Below are 17,294 nucleotides of genomic sequence, written 5' to 3' on the forward strand. Positions count from 1 at the left end.
AGACAACAACGGTCCGGCCGGCCATGGCCGCGCCGCAGCCCCCGCGCCCGGACCGGCCCACCGGTCGTCCGAAAGTGGGCAACCTTCCCCCGCCCCGCGGCAACTCCAGGTCACCCCCAACCGGGAACGACCCGAACAGGAGCCGCCCCATGGCCACCCCCCACTCGAAGCCGCGCCACCGCAGACGCCGCACCGCCCTCGCGTTCGGCGTCCCCCTCGCGCTGACCACCGCCGCCGCTCTCACCTACGGAGTCACCGGCGCCCAGCAGAAGGCCTCGGCCGCGCCCGCGTCCGCCCCCGTCTGGGCCACCGCGACCGCCGACGGCTTCGCCTCCGTCAACGCACTGGGGCAGAACGGCACGTACGGCGGGCGGGACGGCAAGACCGTCACGGTGAAGACGCTCGCGGACCTCGAGAAGTACGCGACCTCCTCCGACCCCTACGTCATCGTCGTCGCGGCGGCGATCGACATGGATCCGGTCGGCAAGGAGATCAAGGTCCAGTCGAACAAGACGATCGTCGGCTCCGGCACCTCCGGCCAGATCGTCGGCGGCGGCTTCTTCCTCGGCCAGGGCGTCCACAACGTGATCATCCGGAACCTCACGATCCGGGACACGTACCAGGGCACCTGGAACGACAAGGATCACGACTACGACGGCATCCAGATGGACGGCGCCCACCACGTCTGGATCGACCACAACGACATCCGGCACATGGCCGACGGGCTCATCGACAGTCGCAAGGACACCACCTACCTGACCGTCTCCTGGAACAAGCTCAGCCAGGACAACAAGGCCTTCGGCATCGGCTGGACCGAGAACGTCACCGCGGACATCACGATCCACCACAACTGGATCCGCGAGACGGAACAGCGCAACCCGTCCACGGACAACGTGGCCCACGCGCACCTCTACAACAACTTCCTGGAGGACGAGGCCGGCACCACCATCAAGTCCTCCTACGGCGACTACTCGCGCGGCAAGACGAACATGCTGCTGGAGAACTCCTACTTCCAGGGCATGAACAACCCCGTGATCCGGGACAGCACGGCCACCCTGGTCCAGCGCGGCAACGTCTTCTCGGGCACGAGCGGCAGGAACGAGAGCGGCGGCACGGGCGCGGCCTGGGACCCGAAGACGTACTACGGCTACACCCTCGACAAGGCCGCCGACGTCCCCGCCCTCCTGAAGTCCGGCGCGGGCCCCCGCAGTTCCATCGGCACTACGTCAACCACCACGTCCACCACGTCCACCACGTCCACCACGTCCACCACGTCCGCCACGACCACCAAAGCGGCCGCCGCCACCACCCTCACCGTCGCCCAGGACGGCTCCGGCCAGTACAAGACCGTCCAGGCCGCGGTGAACGCCGTCCCCGCGGGCAACCCCTCCCGCGTGGTGATCAGCGTCAAGCCGGGCACGTACCGCGAGCTGGTCAAGGTGCCGTCCAACAAGCCGCACGTCACCATCCAGGGCACCGGCGGCAGCCGGAAGGACACGGTGATCGTCTACAACAACGCGGCGGGCACGCAGAAGCCCGACGGCTCAGGCCCGTACGGCACCGGCGGCAGCGCCACCGTCGCCGTCGAGGCCGACGACTTCCAGGCCCGCAACCTGACCGTCTCCAACGACTTCGACGAGGCCGCGCACCAGGACATCAGCCAGCAGGCCGTCGCCCTGCGCACCGCCGCCGACAAGGTGTTCCTCGACGGCGTGATCGTCAGCGGCGACCAGGACACCCTGCTGGTGGACACCGCGGCCAAGGAGAAGCTCGGCCGCGTCTACATGACGAACTCCTACGTGATCGGCAACGTCGACTTCGTCTTCGGCCGCGCGACCACCGTGATCGACAAGTCCGTCATCACCCTGAAGAAGCGCTACAACGGCACCTCGGCCGGCTTCGTCACCGCCCCGTCGACCGCCGCCGACCGCAAGGGCATCCTGATCGCCAACTCCACGGTGAACGGCGACGTGTCCGACCGCAGCTTCTATCTCGGCCGCCCCTGGCACGCCGGCGGCGACGCCACCCTCGACCCGCAGACCACGGTCCGCAACACCACCCTGAGCGCCGCGATCAAGACCACCCCGTGGACCGACATGAGCGGCTTCTCCTGGAAGGACGACCGCTTCGCCGAGTACAAGAACACCGGCGCGGGCTCCGGCGCGGCGAGCACCGACCGCCCGCAACTCACCGACACCCAGGCAGCGAACCAGGAGGTCGCGGACTGGCTGGGGGACTGGACGCCTACGGCTTCCTGATCTCTCTCGTTTCTCCCGTCTCTCCCGTCTCTCCCGTGCTCTCGTCCAGGCGGTAGTGGAGCGCGGATCCGAGCCGCACGGGCGTGACGTCCGGGTGCGGGTGTTCGGCACGGTCCCGGCCGACGCGCCGGACCTCGTCCTGGCCGAGCGTGAACGCGACCGGCACGGGCAGGGGCTCGGCCTGCGCGGGCACCGTGAGGTCACGGCGCGCGGACCGCAGTGCTGTGAGCAGGGTGACGAGCCCGTGCCCGGTGTCGAGTTCGGCGGCCAGCGCCTCCAGGGCGTCCAGGGGCGGTGCCTCGTCCGGGCCGTATCCGAGCGTGAGGGTGATGTCCTCCTCGACGCCCGCCGGTGTGCGCAGCACCCGTACGGTCGCGAGCGCGGGCCGGTCCGGGTGCCCGACCGCGATCAGCCAGGTGGGATGGGGCGCGCGTGTGCGGGCCAGGTCGGTCAGCTCCCGCTGGTTCCAGCGGAGGTTGACCGGCTCGGCCGTGCTCCAGCCGGCGGGCGGGGCACCGGTCAGGTGCTCGAACGCCGTTTCCAGGGCGCCACCGAGGACGAGGTTCTCGGCGGCGGGATGCCGTGTGCGCAGGGTGAGGATCAGCTGGCGGTCACCGCTGTCGGCGACGGCCGTGAAGTCGTCGGCGGCCCGTGCGGCCCCCTGTTCGTCGCGTACGGGGGTGAAGGTGCCGTTCTTCCAGTGGAGCACGGCGCCGGACAGGCCGTCGTAGTAGCCGTGCTCGGGGTCCTGGACGACCCAGCGGTTGGGGAGGCCGCGCAGGGCCGCGCGGGTGGCCAGGGTCAGACGCGTGGCCGGCGGGGTGACGATCTGAAGGGCGCGGTCGGCGGCCGTCGCGGCGCGCAGTGCGTCGGAGAGCCAGCTCGTCATGGCGACGAGGGGGCGGTCCTGGATGACCACGGCCGTCGCGGCGGTCAGGACGTCCACGGCGGGGGTTCCGGTGGCCGGGACCGGCACCGCGGAGACATCGGTGGTGAGGGGCACGACCTCGGTCGTGGCGGCCTGCGGCGGCCAGACGGTGCCGCCGAGGACGGTGGCCAGACGTCCGGCGAAGGAGCCCGCCAGCCGCCCGGCTTCGGCGACGGCGGTGGAGGCGCGGGCCTCGGTCCACCACACCGGCTCGTCGGAGACCGCCTGGTCCAGCAGCCGGGCGGTCTCGCCTGGAACCTGGACCAGGATGGGTGCCTCCACGGAGACGAGAGGGCGGCCGTCGGGGGCGCAGAGTTGTAGGACCGCGCCGTCGGCCGTGGTGTCCACGCCGAGGTCGGGGCCGCCGGCGTAGAGGCCCGCCAGCAGGGTGCGCAGGTCCGGCATCTTCGGGGTGAGCGCTATGACGTCCTTGGTCACGGGGTGTCTTCTGCTTCTTCCGCTTCTTCTGCCGTCATGGCGGTCTGGACGAGCTGGTGGGGGCGGCCACGGCGGACGAACGTGCCCCGGCCGGGTGGCTGCGGGGAGGCGTAGAGCCCGGGGAAGAGCTGGCCCTCGGTGCGTTCGCCGGTCATGACCAGGGCGGTGGTGCCGGTTTCCCGCAGGGTGGTCAGCAGGGGCTCGTACAGGGCCCGTGAGGATCCGGCGGCCCGGCGGGCGATGACGAAGTGCAGGCCGATGTCCTGGGCGGAGGAGATGTACGGCAGGAAGGGTGCGAGTGGCTGCTGGCCGGCGGTGGTGAGGATGTCGTAGTCGTCGACGAGGATGACGATGCGCGGACCGGTGAAGGAGGGTTCCGTGGAGACCGCGTCGGGATCGGCGGTCTCCGGCAGGCGCTTGTCCAGTTCGGCGGCGATGCCGGTGGACAGGGCGGCGGCCAGCTTGGGGTTGTGGGCGTAGCCGCCCCGGTAGGGCTCGGGGATCACGCCGCGCAGGCCGCGGCGCGGGTCGAAGACGCCGAAGACGAGTTCCTCGTCGGAGTGGCGTGCGACGAGCTGGGTGGCGATCAGCCGCAGCAGATTGGTCTTGCCGCATTCGCTGTCGCCGAGGACCAGCAGGTGCTGGTCGGTGCCGAACAGGTCGAGCAGGACCGGTGCAAGGGCGTCCTGGTCGACGCCCAGGGGAACGCGGTGCGGTTCGGCCGCCGGGGAGGGCAGCCCGGCCGCGGTCAGCCGGGTCGGCAGCACACGTACGGGTGGGGCGATTTCGCCGTGCCATGCGGCACGGATGGTGCGGGCCGCGCTTTCGAGGGCCTGTCCCAGGTCGTCCGGAGCGGGCCGGTTGTCGATACGGGGCAGCGCGACCTGGGCGAACAGCTTGCCGTCGGTGAGCACCCGGCCGGGGGTGTCGGCGGTGAGGGTCTCGGAGAGCTTGCGGTCGATGGAGGAGTCGGCCGGGTCGTTCAGGCGCGACTCGATCCGGATGCCGAACATCGACTGGGTGGCGATGCGGACGTCGTTCCAGCGCAGCATGCCGGCCACGACGTGGATGCCGTATCCGCCGCCGCGCTTGAGCAGGTCCGTCACCGCCTCCTCGAGGTCGGCGAACTCGTCGCGCAGGGCGCCGAAGCCGTCGATGAGCAGTACGACGTCGGTGGCCCCCAGTTCGGGCAGTTTCGCCTTGGCTCTGAGCCGGCGCAGCTGGTCGACGGAGTCGATGCCGTGCTCGCGGAAGAGTTCCTCGCGCCGGGCGAGCGTGGCGCGTACCTCGGCGACCGTGCGGGCGGCACGCTCGTGGTCGGCACGGCCCGCGATGCCGCCGACGTGAGGCAGCCGGGCGAGCGTGGACAGGCCGCCACCGGCCAGGTCGAGGCCGTACACGGCGATGTCGTACGGCGTGTGGGTGAGGGCGAGCGACAGGGCGAGCGTGCGCAGGAGCGTCGTCTTGCCGGACTGCGGGCCGCCGATGACCGCGGCGTGCCCGCCGGCGGTGGTGAGGTCCAGCAGCCAGGGTTCCTGCCACTGCCGGGCCGGGTCGTCGAGGACGCCGAGCGGCACCCGCAGGGGGCCGTCGCGGTGGGTGAGGCGGAGGCCGTCCGTACCGGCCTGGAGGGGGCCGGCGGCCTGGTCCAGGGTGATGGTCCCGGGCAGCGGGGGAAGCCAGATGCGGCGGACCGGGGGCGCGGCGGTGGCGAGCCGGCCGACCATGACGGACAGGACGGTCGGGCCGGTCTCGCGCCGGGTCGCGGCGGGCACTTCCGCCGGGTCGTCGGAGGCGTGCTGCGGGAGGTTGTAGACCGGGTAGGGCCTGAGCGACGGCTCGTCGTCATGGTCCTTGCTCAGGACGGGTCCGCGGTAGGCGCCGGAGACGTAACCCGCCTTGAACCGCTCGTAGGTGGAGGTGTCGACCTTCAGGTAGCCGAATCCCGGCAGCGGCGGCAGGTGGAAGGCGTCCGTGGTGTCCAGGACCGTACGGGACTCGTCCGCGGAGAAGGTACGCAGGCCCAGCCGGTACGACAGATAGGTGTCCAGCCCCTTGAGCTTGCCGCCCTCGATGCGCTGGCTGGACAGCAGCAGGTGCACGCCGATGGAGCGGCCGATGCGGCCGATGGACAGGAACAGGTCGATGAAGTCCGGTTTGGCGGTGATCAGTTCGCCGAACTCGTCGATGACGACGAAGAGGTGCGGCAGCGGTTCCAGATCCGGGCGCTCGGTGGCGCGCAGGACGGCGTAGTGGCCGATGTCGGCGACGTTCCCGGCGTCCTTGAGCACCTGCTGCCGCCGCTTGACCTCGCCGGCCAGGCTCGCGTGGACACGTTCGACGAGCCCGGCCTGGTTCTCCAGGTTGGTGATCACGCCTGCGACGTGCGGGAGTTCGGCGAACGGCGCGAAGGTGGCACCGCCCTTGTAGTCGACCAGGACCAGGGCCAGGTCCTCCGGGGAGTGGGTGGTGGCGAGCGCGAGGACGAGGGTTCGCAGCAGCTCGCTCTTGCCGGAGCCGGTGGCGCCCACGCACAGCCCGTGCGGGCCCATGCCGAGTTGCGAGGACTCCTTGAGGTCCAGCAGCACCGGCTCGTGGCGGTCCGTCAGTCCGATCGGGACACGCAGGAAGTCCCGGTCGCCCCGGGGTGCCCACAGGCGGTGCAGGTCGAGGTCGGCCGGGTCGTCGATGTCCAGCAGGGCGGGGAAGTCGACGGGACCGGACACCGGGGTGCCCTCGGCCGCGGACTCCGCGGACAGCCGCAGCGGGGCGAGCATCCGGGCGATGCCCTCGGCGCCGGCCCTGGTCACTCCGTCGACGGTGCCGCGCGCGAGAGTTCCGCGCAGATCGTCGACGACGACCCGGTCGCCGTCGACGGTGATGCGCACACTCACCTCGTCCGGCTCCTGCACCCGCTGTTCGAGCAGGTGCAGCACGGTCACGCCCATGTCCGCCAGATCCACGGCCGTGTCCGGCCGGGGCAGTTCGGCCGCGACATCACCGTACGAGTCGCTGACCACGAGCAGCCGGCTCGCGAGCCCAAGGGCCTGGCCGCCGGACAGTCCACGGCGCACCTCGGCCGCGTACGCGGCACGCTGCCGCAGGTCGGGGGCGCACAGCCGGGCCAGTTCCGTCAGGTCGGGCGCGATCCGGCGAGCGGCCACCGGGCCGTCGTACGTCTGCGGGTCGAGAACGTGGGGCAGCCACTTGGCCCACGCCCACTCCTCCTCGTCGGGCGTGCCGAGGGCGACGGCGACGTCGTCCGGCGCGTGTGTGACGACGGTCTGCAACAGCAGGGTCCGGGCGACGCGGAGGACTCCCTCCCGGTCTCCGACGACGCTGACGTTCCCGGCCCGGTCCAGGGGGACGGTGAGCGGGAGATCCGTGGCGGTGCCGAAACGGCCCTGAAGGGCGCGGGCCTCGTTGAGCATGAACGGATCGGGCGGGGTGAGGACACCGCCGACGTTGTTCTGCGCGATGGACAGCTCCTGCACGGGCACCTCGCCGGTGCCCAGGCGCGGTCGCAGGAAGTCGGCGTCCTGACGGCGCCGCTCCCACAGCCGCGCCGGGTCCCTGACGAGGTCGTAGAGGGCCTCGGGCGGCGGGTCCAGCTCGCGCGCCGCGTGCCGTCGGTCCCGCTCGGCCGCGCCCAGTTCCTCGCGGAGTTCCTCCAGATACTCCAGGTACCGCTCGCGCTGCACGCGCCGGGTGCGCTGGGCCTTGCCACGCTGCGACAGGAACAGCGCCACCCCGCCGAGCAGTGCCACGACCAGCACGATCGCACCGAGCGCGGCGAACTGGCTGTTGCGGATGATGGTCATCATCACGACGGAGCTGACGACACCGGCCATGGGCAGCAGGGCGGTCGCCGCGTTCCCGACCTTCCCTTCCGGGAGGTTCGGGGGTGCCTCGACCGTCCGGGACGGGCCGGCCTCGAGGGGACGGGTGCTCCGGGCCGGCCGGTGGACCATCTGCTGGGTCATCGCACCCTCACCGCCCGGTGCATCGCCTCGGCCGCCAGACGGACGGCCGCGTCACGGGTGTTCCGGCCCAGCATGGCGGTGTGGATGGGGCCCCCTTGGGCGAGATGACGGTCGTAGGGAAGCGCGACGACGGGCACGCCGGTCTCGCGGAGGTGCGCGACGGCGGTCTTCGGGTCGAGGGTGGCGTCGGGGGTGTTGGCGCTGAGGGCGACCACGGTGGCGGCCAGGGCGGAGTGCGGCAACTGGCCGAGCCAGTCCAGGACCTGCCGGGTGCCGTGGATGCCCTCGGCGGTCATCGGAGCGACGACGACCCGCGCGTGAGCGGTGTCCATCGCCGTACGCGCCACATCGCCGGGCAGCGTCTCGCAGTCCACCACGGTCACCGCGAAGTAGCGGCGCAGCGCCAGCGTCACCGTCCGGTAGGTGCGCACGTCCAACGGAGCGCCGACCCTCCCCTGGCTCGCGGGCAGCAACCAGCCGCCGTCCGCCACCGGCACGAGATAGCCGGTGACGTCGGTCAGTTGCATGGCGGGGGTCAGGATGCGGGCGAGGTCACCGCACGACCAGCGCACGCTGTCCGCGCCCATCCGCACCGGGAGCGTGCCGAGGGCGGCGTCCGCCTCCAGGGTGAGCACCGGGTCGTGACGGTAGTGGTTGAAGGTCCGGCCGAGCAGCGCGGCGACCGTGGACTTGCCGACGCCGCCGCGGATGGAGGTGACGGCGATGACCCGTCCGGTGGTGACGGGTTGCTGCACCTCCTTCGCGAGGCGGGATTGTTCGGCCACTTCCTGGGTGGCGGATGCGGTGAGCCGGCGCAGTGACGTGCCCGCCCGACGCGTGACGGAGTCACCGTGCTGGGTGCGGCCGAGCGCGAGGGCGAGTCGTGGGTCGACCGTGGGCAGGGATTCGGGGGCCGGGGCCGGGACGCGGGGATCACGCGCCTCACGGGGGGCCGGGGGCGAGGGCGAGGGCGGGGACGGTTGCGGGGCGGGCCGAACCGCGGGCTCGGGCTCGGGTTCGGGTTCGGGTACGGGTACGGGTACGGCACGAGCAACCGGGTCCGGGCGGGCGTCGGCCAGATCCCGCAGCACGTCCCGCTGCCAGTCCCCTCCCCCGGTCATACGCCCCACTCCTTACGCGAAGGTGCCGAGCAGCCGCCCGTACACCCCGAACACGCCGATCACCAGCGGGAACAGGGCGATCACGGCCGCCGACTCCAGAGCGTCCCCGGCACGACGCAGCCGCACCCGCACATGCTCGGCCGGCTCCACGGCCAGCACGACGAGAGGTACGACGGCCAGAAGGCCGAGCGCGGCGACGGGCCCGGCCGGCGAGGCATGCCCGCCCCACACCTCCACGAGCCGCACGGCCACGACGGCGGCGGCGGCGAACAGCACCACGACCTCGGCGGTGAGCGGGAAGGCACGGGCCCGCAGCGCGAGCACCACCGCCACCACGACTCCCAGCGGCACCGTCCACGCCGAAGCCGTGCGCAGCAGGAACACTCCGGCCGCGCCCGTGGACCCGGCCAGGACGACGGTCGCCAGGACCAGACCGCGGTGGGTGGCGGCGAGTGCGGTGGCCACCTGGTAACGGCTCACCGACGCTCCGCCCGAACGCCGGTCGTCCAGCCCGGTCAGCCCCGAGGCCATCAGCGCGAGCCGGGGCAGCACACCGAGGGCGACGACGGACACGACGGCGAGCAGCGCGCCGGTCCTCGCCTGCTGGGCCGCGGTTGCCGCCCCGCCCTGGAACCCGATGGCCGCCTCCCACACCGCGAGGCACCCGGCGACCGCCCCCGCACCGATCGACGCGGCCCGCTTCAACGGCGTGAACCACCCGGCGAGCAGCAACGCGAACGCCACGGTTCCCGCGACACCGGCCAGCCGCGCGGCGCCGTTCCAGCCGTAGGCCTCAGCACAGCTCCACATGCCCAGGACGGCCAGGACGGCGCCGGTGGCGAGCAAGGTCGCGGCGAGGGCGTGCCGCCGTGCGCGTCCGCAGAGGAGACCGGCGAGAGCCGCCCCCAGCGCTGTGACAAGAAGGCCCGCACCGGCCGCGGCCGGGTCGAATCGGCTGACGGCCAAGACGCCGGCGGCCAGAGCCCACAGGACGGTCGCGCTTCCGGCGACGACCCGCCGCATGGCAGGCCGCCACCGCCACGCCCGCACATCGAGGTCACCGGCGACTTCGTCAGTGACGTCATGGACCACGGGAGCGGAGGGAGCGTCCTCCGCGCGCACGAGCCGCAGCACGGTCCCGTCGGCCACACCGGCCGACTCCAGGGTGCTGTCGTGCGCGAGCACGGACCCGTCCGGGTTGACCAGATACCGCAGCTCGGGCCGGTCCCCGACCCGGTCGTCCAGCAGCCGCATGACCTCCGGCAGCAGCACCCCGACGGGCTCCCGCGAAGGCACTACGAGGTCGACCCGACGTCGCTCACCGACCAGGGTGACCCGGCTGAGCGCGGTCCGAGTGCCGGCCGCCGTACGACTCAAGGACCCCGTGGATATCACGCGTTCGAACCTATCATCGAGAAGAAAGGGCAGATGGGGTAGAAGCGGCCGGAGAGGCCGGACCGGAGGGCACCGTCGTGACCCCGCCGTACGGGCTCTTCCCGATGACCCGATGCGACACGAACGACCACCCCACACACCCGGCACACACCACCGCCGCGATCACCACCCCGGCGAACACCTTCCCCACCCGCTCATCGAGCGACCGCCGCTGCCGCTGCGCCCCGAAGAGCACGGCATCACGGAGACGCCGACGGCGGACGGAGACCGATTCGAGGAGTTGGTTGTCGTAGTCGTGGGCGGTCATGGTGTGGGGTCACCTGTCCATGGATGCGTCGATCAGGTAGGGAACTCGCCCAGCCAGTCTCGCTGGAGGAGGTGTTTGGGGAGGTAGTCGGACTCGACGCCGATCGGGATCTCCCCGTCGTAGGCGAGGCAGGCGATCGCGAGGGGGCCAAGAGCGATCACGCCGTCGAGTTTGGCCTGCCGATCCTCATCCAGGGTCCAGTACACCTTGTGAAGCTTTAGCGCCTCTGCCAAGGCCGGGCTGAAGCCCTCCTCGTCCTTGCGCACGAAGTGGTAAAAGAGGTTGATCGGCGGATAGAGCTGAGCATCCAACAGGTCCCGCGGAGCGATCCGCGCCTCGGAGGGATGGGAAGTCTGCAGTGTGACGGTGAGCTTCTCCACCAGACCCGGCCGTCGTAGCCAGTACGTCTGCAGCGTGTCCACCCAGTGGTAGATGTACTCGTCGTACTGCCCCTCCGGCGCTCGCAGCCGCTCCAGGGGGATCTCACACAGCTGTGTCATCCGCTGTTGCTCACGGCAGATGATCGCCAGCCAGAACGCCGTCAGCCAGGTTCCCGCACTCGCAGTCGAAAGGGGGCCGGCGGCCGGGAGGCTGCGCACCTTGCCGTTGATGCGGCATTCGACGGTCCCCTCACTGATGCCCGTCACCGCGAAGAGCGCGGAGCCCAGTTGCATCGCGTTGACCGCGGCCTCCCATGTCTCCACCGCCGCACCTCGGGGGTCGACGACGCACCGAGCACGCAGGTTCATGACCGCGGTGTTGAACGTCGAGTCGATCACGGCAGTCGACTCTTCAAGACGGTCGATGCTCTTCAGCAGGTGCGCGTTCAGGCGCTCGGAATACCGCTCGGCTTCCGGCCTCGCCGGCAGTTCGTGCCGAGCAACGTGTACGGTCACGGAAGAGTCCCCTTGCTTATGTCGAACCGGCGATATTGAAGACCGGCGTACATCCCTGCGTTCTTCTCACCCTTGACGACGACATATTCTAGCTTGTTGTCGACGAGAGCTTGCTCCAGGGTGTCTACGACATCGAATTCACCACGCGCTTTCATGGCTTCCACGATGTCAAAGAAATACTCCCTACTCCCCTGCGAGACCTGCCGACCGTCATCAAGGGTTCTCCTGCCGAGTTCCGTGCTGGTACTACTTTTGGCTTCGACGACGACAACCCGACCGTCCTCATGCGTCCAGACCTGATCGAACTGATCATTTCCGCTCTTCGGACCAAGAAGCGTCTCCTTGTCGAAGCCCGGATACCGCTCAGCGATGTAGTGATACTCAGCGGCCTTCTCGCCGAACTCCTCCGCAGCATCACCCATCGCGGCGTGAGACTCCTTATAGGTGCCCTTCGCTTCGCCCCACTGCGCGGCTGAATCGACAGTTCCGTGGACATCGTGGGCTCGCCCGGTCTCCGCCTTCCAATCCGAGACCATATTGTCCCACCTAATTGCAAAATGGCGCTTCCGGGCGACTTCTTCGAGTGCCTTCAGCCGAGCTGTATCCGTGACGCCGTCCGCACCGAGGCTCTTGTAACTGTCATCCAGATAATGCGGCTTCGGAGGTGCTGGAACGCTCTTGGCGCGAACGAGCGAGTCACTGCCCGATAGTTTCGTGAGCTGCGGCGGGGTATAGCCACTTTCGTCGTAAAGTTCGAGGCTTCTGCGCGTGCCGTCCTTGCGGTAGTAGTGCTCGAAGTACCCGGGCTCATGGTTGGCGCGATAAACCTGGATCTCCTCGACCTGTTCCCGCGAAAGAGACCCACGGGAACCATAGGGATTGCTGCCCTCGCGCATGAAGTGGGGGCGCGCTTCCGCTGCATCCCGCCCGGGCGCGCCGTCGCCCGCTCCGTGCGCAGCGTCCGAGTTGTCGCCCAAGCCGTCATCACCGGCCCGGCCAAGGTCGTCCAACCCCTCGCCCCCACGGCCACCGGCACTGGTCCCGACATGACCATTGCGACCTGCTCCAGAACCTTGCCCGCGTACGTCGGAGCCGACGCCATGCCCGGCTGCGGCACGTCCGGACGCTTCTCCGGCGCTGCGAGGTGTGTCCTCACCCCCTTGCCGCAACGGTGTATCGCGGCCGACCTGAGGGGAATGGGCGTCCCCCGCATGCCCAGTAGCCTCAGTGTGACGCGAGGTCGCGCCGACCGGACTGAGTTCCCGCTCCCGCGATGGCACCTGCTCCGGCGCAGCCTCTGCTTTGCCGGATCGTTCCTGCCCAGGCACGTCGTCGATGAGATCGCCGTGCTTGTCGTACGCGACGAATTCCCCGTCCTTGATGACGACCTTGGAACCGTCCTCAAGCTCGATCACGCTGTGCACGCGGCCCGCGTCCGCCGGCGTGCCCGCCCCGGTGAAGATCTTCGATGTGAGGTCGGACAGCTTGGGCAGCTTGCCGACGGCCTTGCCGGTTGCACGGAGGCCGACCGCGACCGGGTCGATGAAGTCGCCGACCTTGGCGGCGATCCCGGCGGTCTTGGCCACCGCGCCCGCCTCACTCGCCTTCGACGCGGCGCCCAGCGGGCCGGCTCCGAGTGTCAGACCGTTAAAGAGGACCGTCGCCGAGGCCCGGGCGGGGTTCTCGCTCCACATGTCCCAGGCGACCAGCGACTTGGCGAACTCCTTGGCGGCCTTCTTCTGCCGGACCTCGTCAGGGCTGTCCTTCACCGGGCCGAACGCCCAGTCCATGAGCTTGTCGTACGGAGTCATGGTGTACAGCCCGATGCCTCCGACGATGTCCTTGAGGCCGCTCCAGGCATCCCCGGCCGCCTTGGAACCGTGACCGCCGAACAGCGTGTACAGCCCGTCGAGACCGCCCTTGATGTTGTCCTTGTACAGGCCGTCCCAGACGAAGCTCTTGGCCCCGTGCCCGAACCAGTCCAGGCTCCACGCCTCGTAGGTCTGCTCCTCCGCAGTGCCCCAGGGCAGTTCCTTGGCCTTCTCCAGCACGCCGAGGTCGTAGCCGTACATCACCTTCTTCTTGTTGACGGTGTGACTGCCGTCGTCCGTCACGAACTCCGGGCCACCGACGATCGCCGAGATCTTGGTCGCGGCCCTGCGCTCCGCGTCCTGGAAGGCCGCCTGGGCGGACGTCACCCCGTCGAGCAGTTCCTGGTGCCGGTGGACCTTGTCCTCGTCCTCGGTCCAGTCGTCGTCGCCGTCGACGCTGTCGACGAACGCGAACGCGTCCGCCTTGAGTTGCGCCAGCTTCTTGGCCAACGGACGCGCCTCGACGGAGTACGTGTCCAGCGCGTCGGCCACCGTCTCCAGCTTCGTGGCGAAGGTGTCGGACCTGTCCATCACCGGCTGGGTGGTGGCGAACAGTTCGTCCGCCTCCGGTGCGGTGTAGTAGGCCTCCAGCATCTGGAAGCGGGAGTGCACGTCCATGCCGCTGTTGCGGATGCCGATGGCGTCGCCACGCAGTGCCGAGACGTCCTTGTCCAGCTGGTCGAAGTCGCCCGTGAACTGCGGTATTCCGGACGGGCTGATCACTTCTTCCCGCCCTTTCCTGGCAGGTCGATCTTCGGCGCCGCCAGGGCCTTGTGCTGCGTCCTGGCGGCCATCTCCGTGTCCCCGACGACGTAGTACGCCGTGGCCTCGCGTGCGCCGTTCACCGACTTCGCCGCGCGGGCTCCGAGGAACATCACGTCCCCCAGGGTCTTCTCCACGAAGACCGACAGCGCCGCCCCGACGGGCCCGGTCGGTGCCATTCCGCAGTAGGGCCCGCTGATGGTGCCGGCCGAGCCGGCCGCGCTCTCCACGTCCTTGCCGTACGCCTTGACGTCCTTCGCCATGTCGTCCATCGCGTCCTGCACCAGCGAGGTCACGAACTCGACGCCGGACGACGAGATGTCCCAGCTCGTCATACCGCCCTGCCCCCGTCAGATCCCCGTACGTACCACTGCTCAGCCGATGTTGTCGACGGCCGCCTTCGCCTTGGCGAGCGTCGACTGTGCGGTGCCGTCGTTCTGCTCCAGCGTCGTGCGCACCAGCCGGATGATCTCCCGGACCTCGCTGGCGGCCCGGTGCCAGCGGACCTCCTTGCCGTGGTACTCGTCGGCCACGCCGTCCGCGGTGAAGTCGGCCATCGCGGCCTTGACCGCACGCTCACGGTCGGTCAGCACGCTCTCCAACTGGCCGATGACGCCCTGGAGGCTGGTCTGCACCTCGGTCGAGGCACCGGTGTCGTACGAACGGCGGTCCTGGTTCTGACCCATGATCGGTTTCCCCCTGAAAACAGAAAACGGTTGCACTGACGGCGGCTTCAGCTGCCGTGGGGGCGCCTATCGCGCGCCGAACCGAGCCGCGTCGAAGTTCGCGGCGCCCATGTTCTGGTTGGCGTTGTCCTGAAGCTCCACGTCACCGCCGCCGAACGCCGTGTCCATCCCGGACTGACCGCCCAGGATCGCGTTGAGCGAGCCGTTCAGATCGCTGGTGATCTCGTCGGCATGCGCCTTGAACGAGTCGAACGCGGCCTTACCGGCCCCGTTGAACTTCCCCTCCAACGGCTCCGCCGCCTGGATCAGCAACTTGATGAGCGTGCCCAGGCCGTCGACCGAGCCGATGGTGCTCTTCCCCAGATCCGACAGGGTCGTCGAGCCCATGTCGAACTTCATCCGCGTACCCCCGTACGTCACTTGCGTCGCATGACCTCGAACATACTCTCGCACAAGAGGTTGCAGACGCAACGCAGTTGAGGCGAAGTGGCGAGATCCCGCCCGCACCGGCGGACTGCGCAACCTCCGATGCGGCACGGCGCCGTTGGTCCTAGCGTGCCACCGCCATGGTGTCGGCGACCTTGTCGTGCAGGCACTGCTGGAACGGCTTGTCCCAGACGCACCAAAGCGAGTTCAGCAGGCCGAGGACGGGGATGAAGCAACTCACAGGCCAGAAGACCTCCCGCCCCAGCGCCCGCCAGAATCCGAGGCGTCGGCCCGTGATACGGTGCACGACCCGCACCTTGCAGATGCGCTTGCCCAGCGTCGAGCCGAACCGCCAGATGGCGAAGGGGAAGTAGAGGGTGCCGGAGGCCAGGATCCACGCTACGAGCAGCGTTTGAGCGGTGGTGCCGCCGCCCGCGTCGATCCACATGCTGAGCCAGAGTCCGCCGGTTGCCGTGTAGCCGACGAACCAGAAGACCAGATCCAGAACCCTCGCACCGAGTCGGGCCCCGAGGTCGGCGAGGCCGGGAGGTGCCCCGATGCCCGCGTTGTATGACGCCTGGTAGGGCGCCGCGTACCCGTGGAGGTGTCCCGCGTAGGACTGAGAGGCTGCCGGGTACGGCTGGGGCGAATCAGCAGGGTGCTGCGGCCAGTTGGAATGGCTGGGGTACTCGGGGAAGCTCGACATGCTTTCCTTTGCGGGGCGGACTGTGCACTGTGTGTTGATCCTAGAGTGCGCTCTGTCATGGCCCTGCAAAGTGCTTAGCTTTTTAGTCACATGCCGGCGGGCCTCATTCACCCGCCCCCTTGACCCCGGCGACGAACGCCGCCCAGGACGTGGTGGAGAAGACCAGCGGGCGAGCCGTGGGGGTCTTGCTGTCGCGGATTGTGCCCAGTTGGCCGTCGGCGACTTCTACGCAGTCATTGGCTCCCCCTTCGCTGTAGCTCGACTTGCGCCACAGGGCCGTGCTGAGCTCGGGGGTGCCCGTCATGGTCTGTGCTCCTCCAGTACGTGCCTGATGAACTCGAGCGATTCCGATGGCCACAACGCCAGGTCCCGAAGCCGATCGTAGGACAGTCGTTGTTGCAGAACCTCGTCCGAATCCTCGATCAACCGGCTGCAACCGTTGCCTTCCTTGTAGGCGACGGCGGTTCCATCTCTCTGCCAGAGCAGAGTCAACGACCCGGTCATATGGTGGTGCGCTCCCGCAGCGAACGGCAGTACCTGAAGCGTGACGTTGGGACACACGGCGGCAGCCTGGAGGTGAAGCAGTTGGTTGTTCCAGGTCTTGGCGTGGGTGCTGGGGCGCCGCAGTGCGAACTCGTCCATGATGATGCGGACGTCGGGCTCCGGCTTCTGCCGTAGGACGTACTGCCGTCCCAGCCGTGCCGCCACCTGCTCTTCGACAGCCTCGTCGCCGTCAGCCGTTGTCTGAGCCCCGGACTACACCCCTCGCGCGAAGTCCTCGGTCTGCAAAAGCCCGGGAATGCCTGGTGTGAACACCCACATGATCCGGGCCGTCGCCTCCAGCTTCATGTACTCCTTGTACTGGCCCTTGAACGCATCAAGCCGCGCCACCTTCCAGTGGCTGACGAACAGGTCCCCGGCCCCGTAATACCCGTCCAGGTCCTCCATCCCTTGTTCTTCGCAGGGAATCCCGGCCTTCCGGCCGGGCGGGAATGCGATCCTCGGCCCGGAGGCGCGCAGCGCAAGAGATCTCTGCTCTTCGGGGTGACGGTCAGGCTGGCCGCTTCTGGCTCTCGATGTAGTCCTTGACGATGCTCAGGGGGGCGCCGCCGCAGGACCCCGCGAAGTAGGACGGGGACCAGAACGCGGATCCTGTGCCGATCCGGTTGATCCGGCCGGTGTACTCCGCGCGCAGATACCGGGAGCTGACGCCCTTGAGGCTGTTGACGAGCTTGGACAGGGCGACTTTCGGCGGGTAGTGCACGAGCAGGTGGACGTGATCGCCCTCGCCGTTGAACTCCCGCAGATCCGCGCCGAAGCTCTCGCACACGTCCCGCGTGATCTCCTCGCAGCGCGTCAGCATCTCGTCGTTGAAGATCTCCCGCCGGTACTTCGTGACGAACACCAAGTGTGCGTGGAGGTTGAAGATGACATGATTTCCTCGTCGGATGTCGGGATCCGGCTCCCAGCGCGGTGACATACACCAAGTGTAGTAGGATCAGGTGAGCCAGACCGGA

At 69.3% G+C, this 17,294-nt stretch carries 15 protein-coding genes and 1 pseudogene; 1 reads left to right on the forward strand and 15 read right to left on the reverse strand.

Annotated elements, in window-relative coordinates:
* The first annotated feature begins 149 nt into the window (after positions 1-149).
* Positions 150-2,258 carry a pectinesterase family protein gene (locus ABZ915_RS23160; RefSeq protein WP_361806131.1) on the forward strand — a complete coding sequence of 703 codons (2,109 nt, stop codon included), beginning with the start codon at positions 150-152 and terminating at the stop codon, positions 2,256-2,258.
* On the opposite strand, the gene ABZ915_RS23165 is transcribed toward ABZ915_RS23160, so the two are convergent.
* The 15 genes and pseudogenes from ABZ915_RS23165 to tnpA all read right to left on the reverse strand — a co-directional run bounded on the left by ABZ915_RS23165 (position 2,245) and on the right by tnpA (position 17,257).
* Complete coding sequence (locus ABZ915_RS23165) at positions 2,245-3,624, reverse strand: DUF6177 family protein (protein ID WP_361806134.1); 1,380 nt, start codon at positions 3,622-3,624, stop codon at positions 2,245-2,247. The genes ABZ915_RS23160 and ABZ915_RS23165 overlap by 14 nt on opposite strands.
* Positions 3,621-7,607, reverse strand: a complete 3,987-nt coding sequence (gene eccCa, locus ABZ915_RS23170; RefSeq protein WP_361806137.1) for a type VII secretion protein EccCa — start codon at positions 7,605-7,607, stop codon at positions 3,621-3,623. The genes ABZ915_RS23165 and eccCa overlap by 4 nt, the downstream gene beginning before the upstream one ends.
* Positions 7,604-8,728: a hypothetical protein gene (locus tag ABZ915_RS23175; protein WP_361806140.1), complete on the reverse strand. Its 1,125-nt coding sequence runs from the start codon at positions 8,726-8,728 to the stop codon at positions 7,604-7,606. Before ABZ915_RS23175 ends, eccCa begins: the two co-directional genes overlap by 4 nt.
* Before the next feature lie 12 nt (positions 8,729-8,740).
* A complete protein-coding gene (gene eccD / locus ABZ915_RS23180; RefSeq protein ID WP_361806143.1) occupies positions 8,741-10,123 on the reverse strand; it encodes a type VII secretion integral membrane protein EccD in 1,383 nt (460 codons plus the stop codon).
* Positions 10,124-10,136: 13 nt separating this feature from the next.
* Entirely contained in the window at positions 10,137-10,430 is a 294-nt protein-coding gene (locus tag ABZ915_RS23185) for a hypothetical protein (RefSeq protein WP_361806146.1), read from the reverse strand.
* Positions 10,431-10,462: 32 nt separating this feature from the next.
* Entirely contained in the window at positions 10,463-11,326 is an 864-nt protein-coding gene (locus tag ABZ915_RS23190; protein ID WP_361806149.1) for an immunity 49 family protein, read from the reverse strand.
* Positions 11,323-13,920 carry a hypothetical protein gene (locus ABZ915_RS23195; RefSeq protein ID WP_361806152.1) on the reverse strand — a complete coding sequence of 866 codons (2,598 nt, stop codon included), beginning with the start codon at positions 13,918-13,920 and terminating at the stop codon, positions 11,323-11,325. The genes ABZ915_RS23190 and ABZ915_RS23195 overlap by 4 nt, the downstream gene beginning before the upstream one ends.
* Entirely contained in the window at positions 13,917-14,294 is a 378-nt protein-coding gene (locus ABZ915_RS23200; protein WP_361806155.1) for a DUF6507 family protein, read from the reverse strand. The genes ABZ915_RS23195 and ABZ915_RS23200 overlap by 4 nt, the downstream gene beginning before the upstream one ends.
* A 39-nt stretch (positions 14,295-14,333) precedes the next feature.
* Complete coding sequence (locus ABZ915_RS23205) at positions 14,334-14,645, reverse strand: pore-forming ESAT-6 family protein (RefSeq protein ID WP_361806158.1); 312 nt, start codon at positions 14,643-14,645, stop codon at positions 14,334-14,336.
* Positions 14,646-14,711: 66 nt separating this feature from the next.
* Positions 14,712-15,044, reverse strand: coding sequence for a hypothetical protein (locus ABZ915_RS23210; protein ID WP_361806161.1), 333 nt, complete (start codon positions 15,042-15,044; stop codon positions 14,712-14,714).
* A 151-nt stretch (positions 15,045-15,195) separates the two neighbouring features.
* Positions 15,196-15,777, reverse strand: coding sequence for an RDD family protein (locus ABZ915_RS23215; protein ID WP_361806164.1), 582 nt, complete (start codon positions 15,775-15,777; stop codon positions 15,196-15,198).
* 103 nt (positions 15,778-15,880) lie between these two features.
* The gene (locus ABZ915_RS23220) at positions 15,881-16,081 is read right to left on the reverse strand and encodes a DUF397 domain-containing protein (RefSeq protein ID WP_361806167.1); all 201 of its coding nucleotides are present in this window, start codon (positions 16,079-16,081) and stop codon (positions 15,881-15,883) included.
* Positions 16,078-16,494, reverse strand: a pseudogene (locus ABZ915_RS23225) (DUF5753 domain-containing protein); the annotation flags it as partial. The gene ABZ915_RS23220 and the pseudogene ABZ915_RS23225, both read right to left, overlap by 4 nt.
* A gap of 39 nt (positions 16,495-16,533) precedes the next feature.
* Positions 16,534-16,725 carry a hypothetical protein gene (locus ABZ915_RS23230; RefSeq protein WP_361806170.1) on the reverse strand — a complete coding sequence of 64 codons (192 nt, stop codon included), beginning with the start codon at positions 16,723-16,725 and terminating at the stop codon, positions 16,534-16,536.
* 103 nt (positions 16,726-16,828) lie between these two features.
* Entirely contained in the window at positions 16,829-17,257 is a 429-nt protein-coding gene (gene tnpA, locus ABZ915_RS23235) for an IS200/IS605 family transposase (RefSeq protein ID WP_361806173.1), read from the reverse strand.
* Positions 17,258-17,294 lie beyond the last annotated feature (37 nt).

This window comes from Streptomyces sp. NPDC046915 (assembly GCF_040644935.1).
GTDB lineage: Bacteria > Actinomycetota > Actinomycetes > Streptomycetales > Streptomycetaceae > Streptomyces.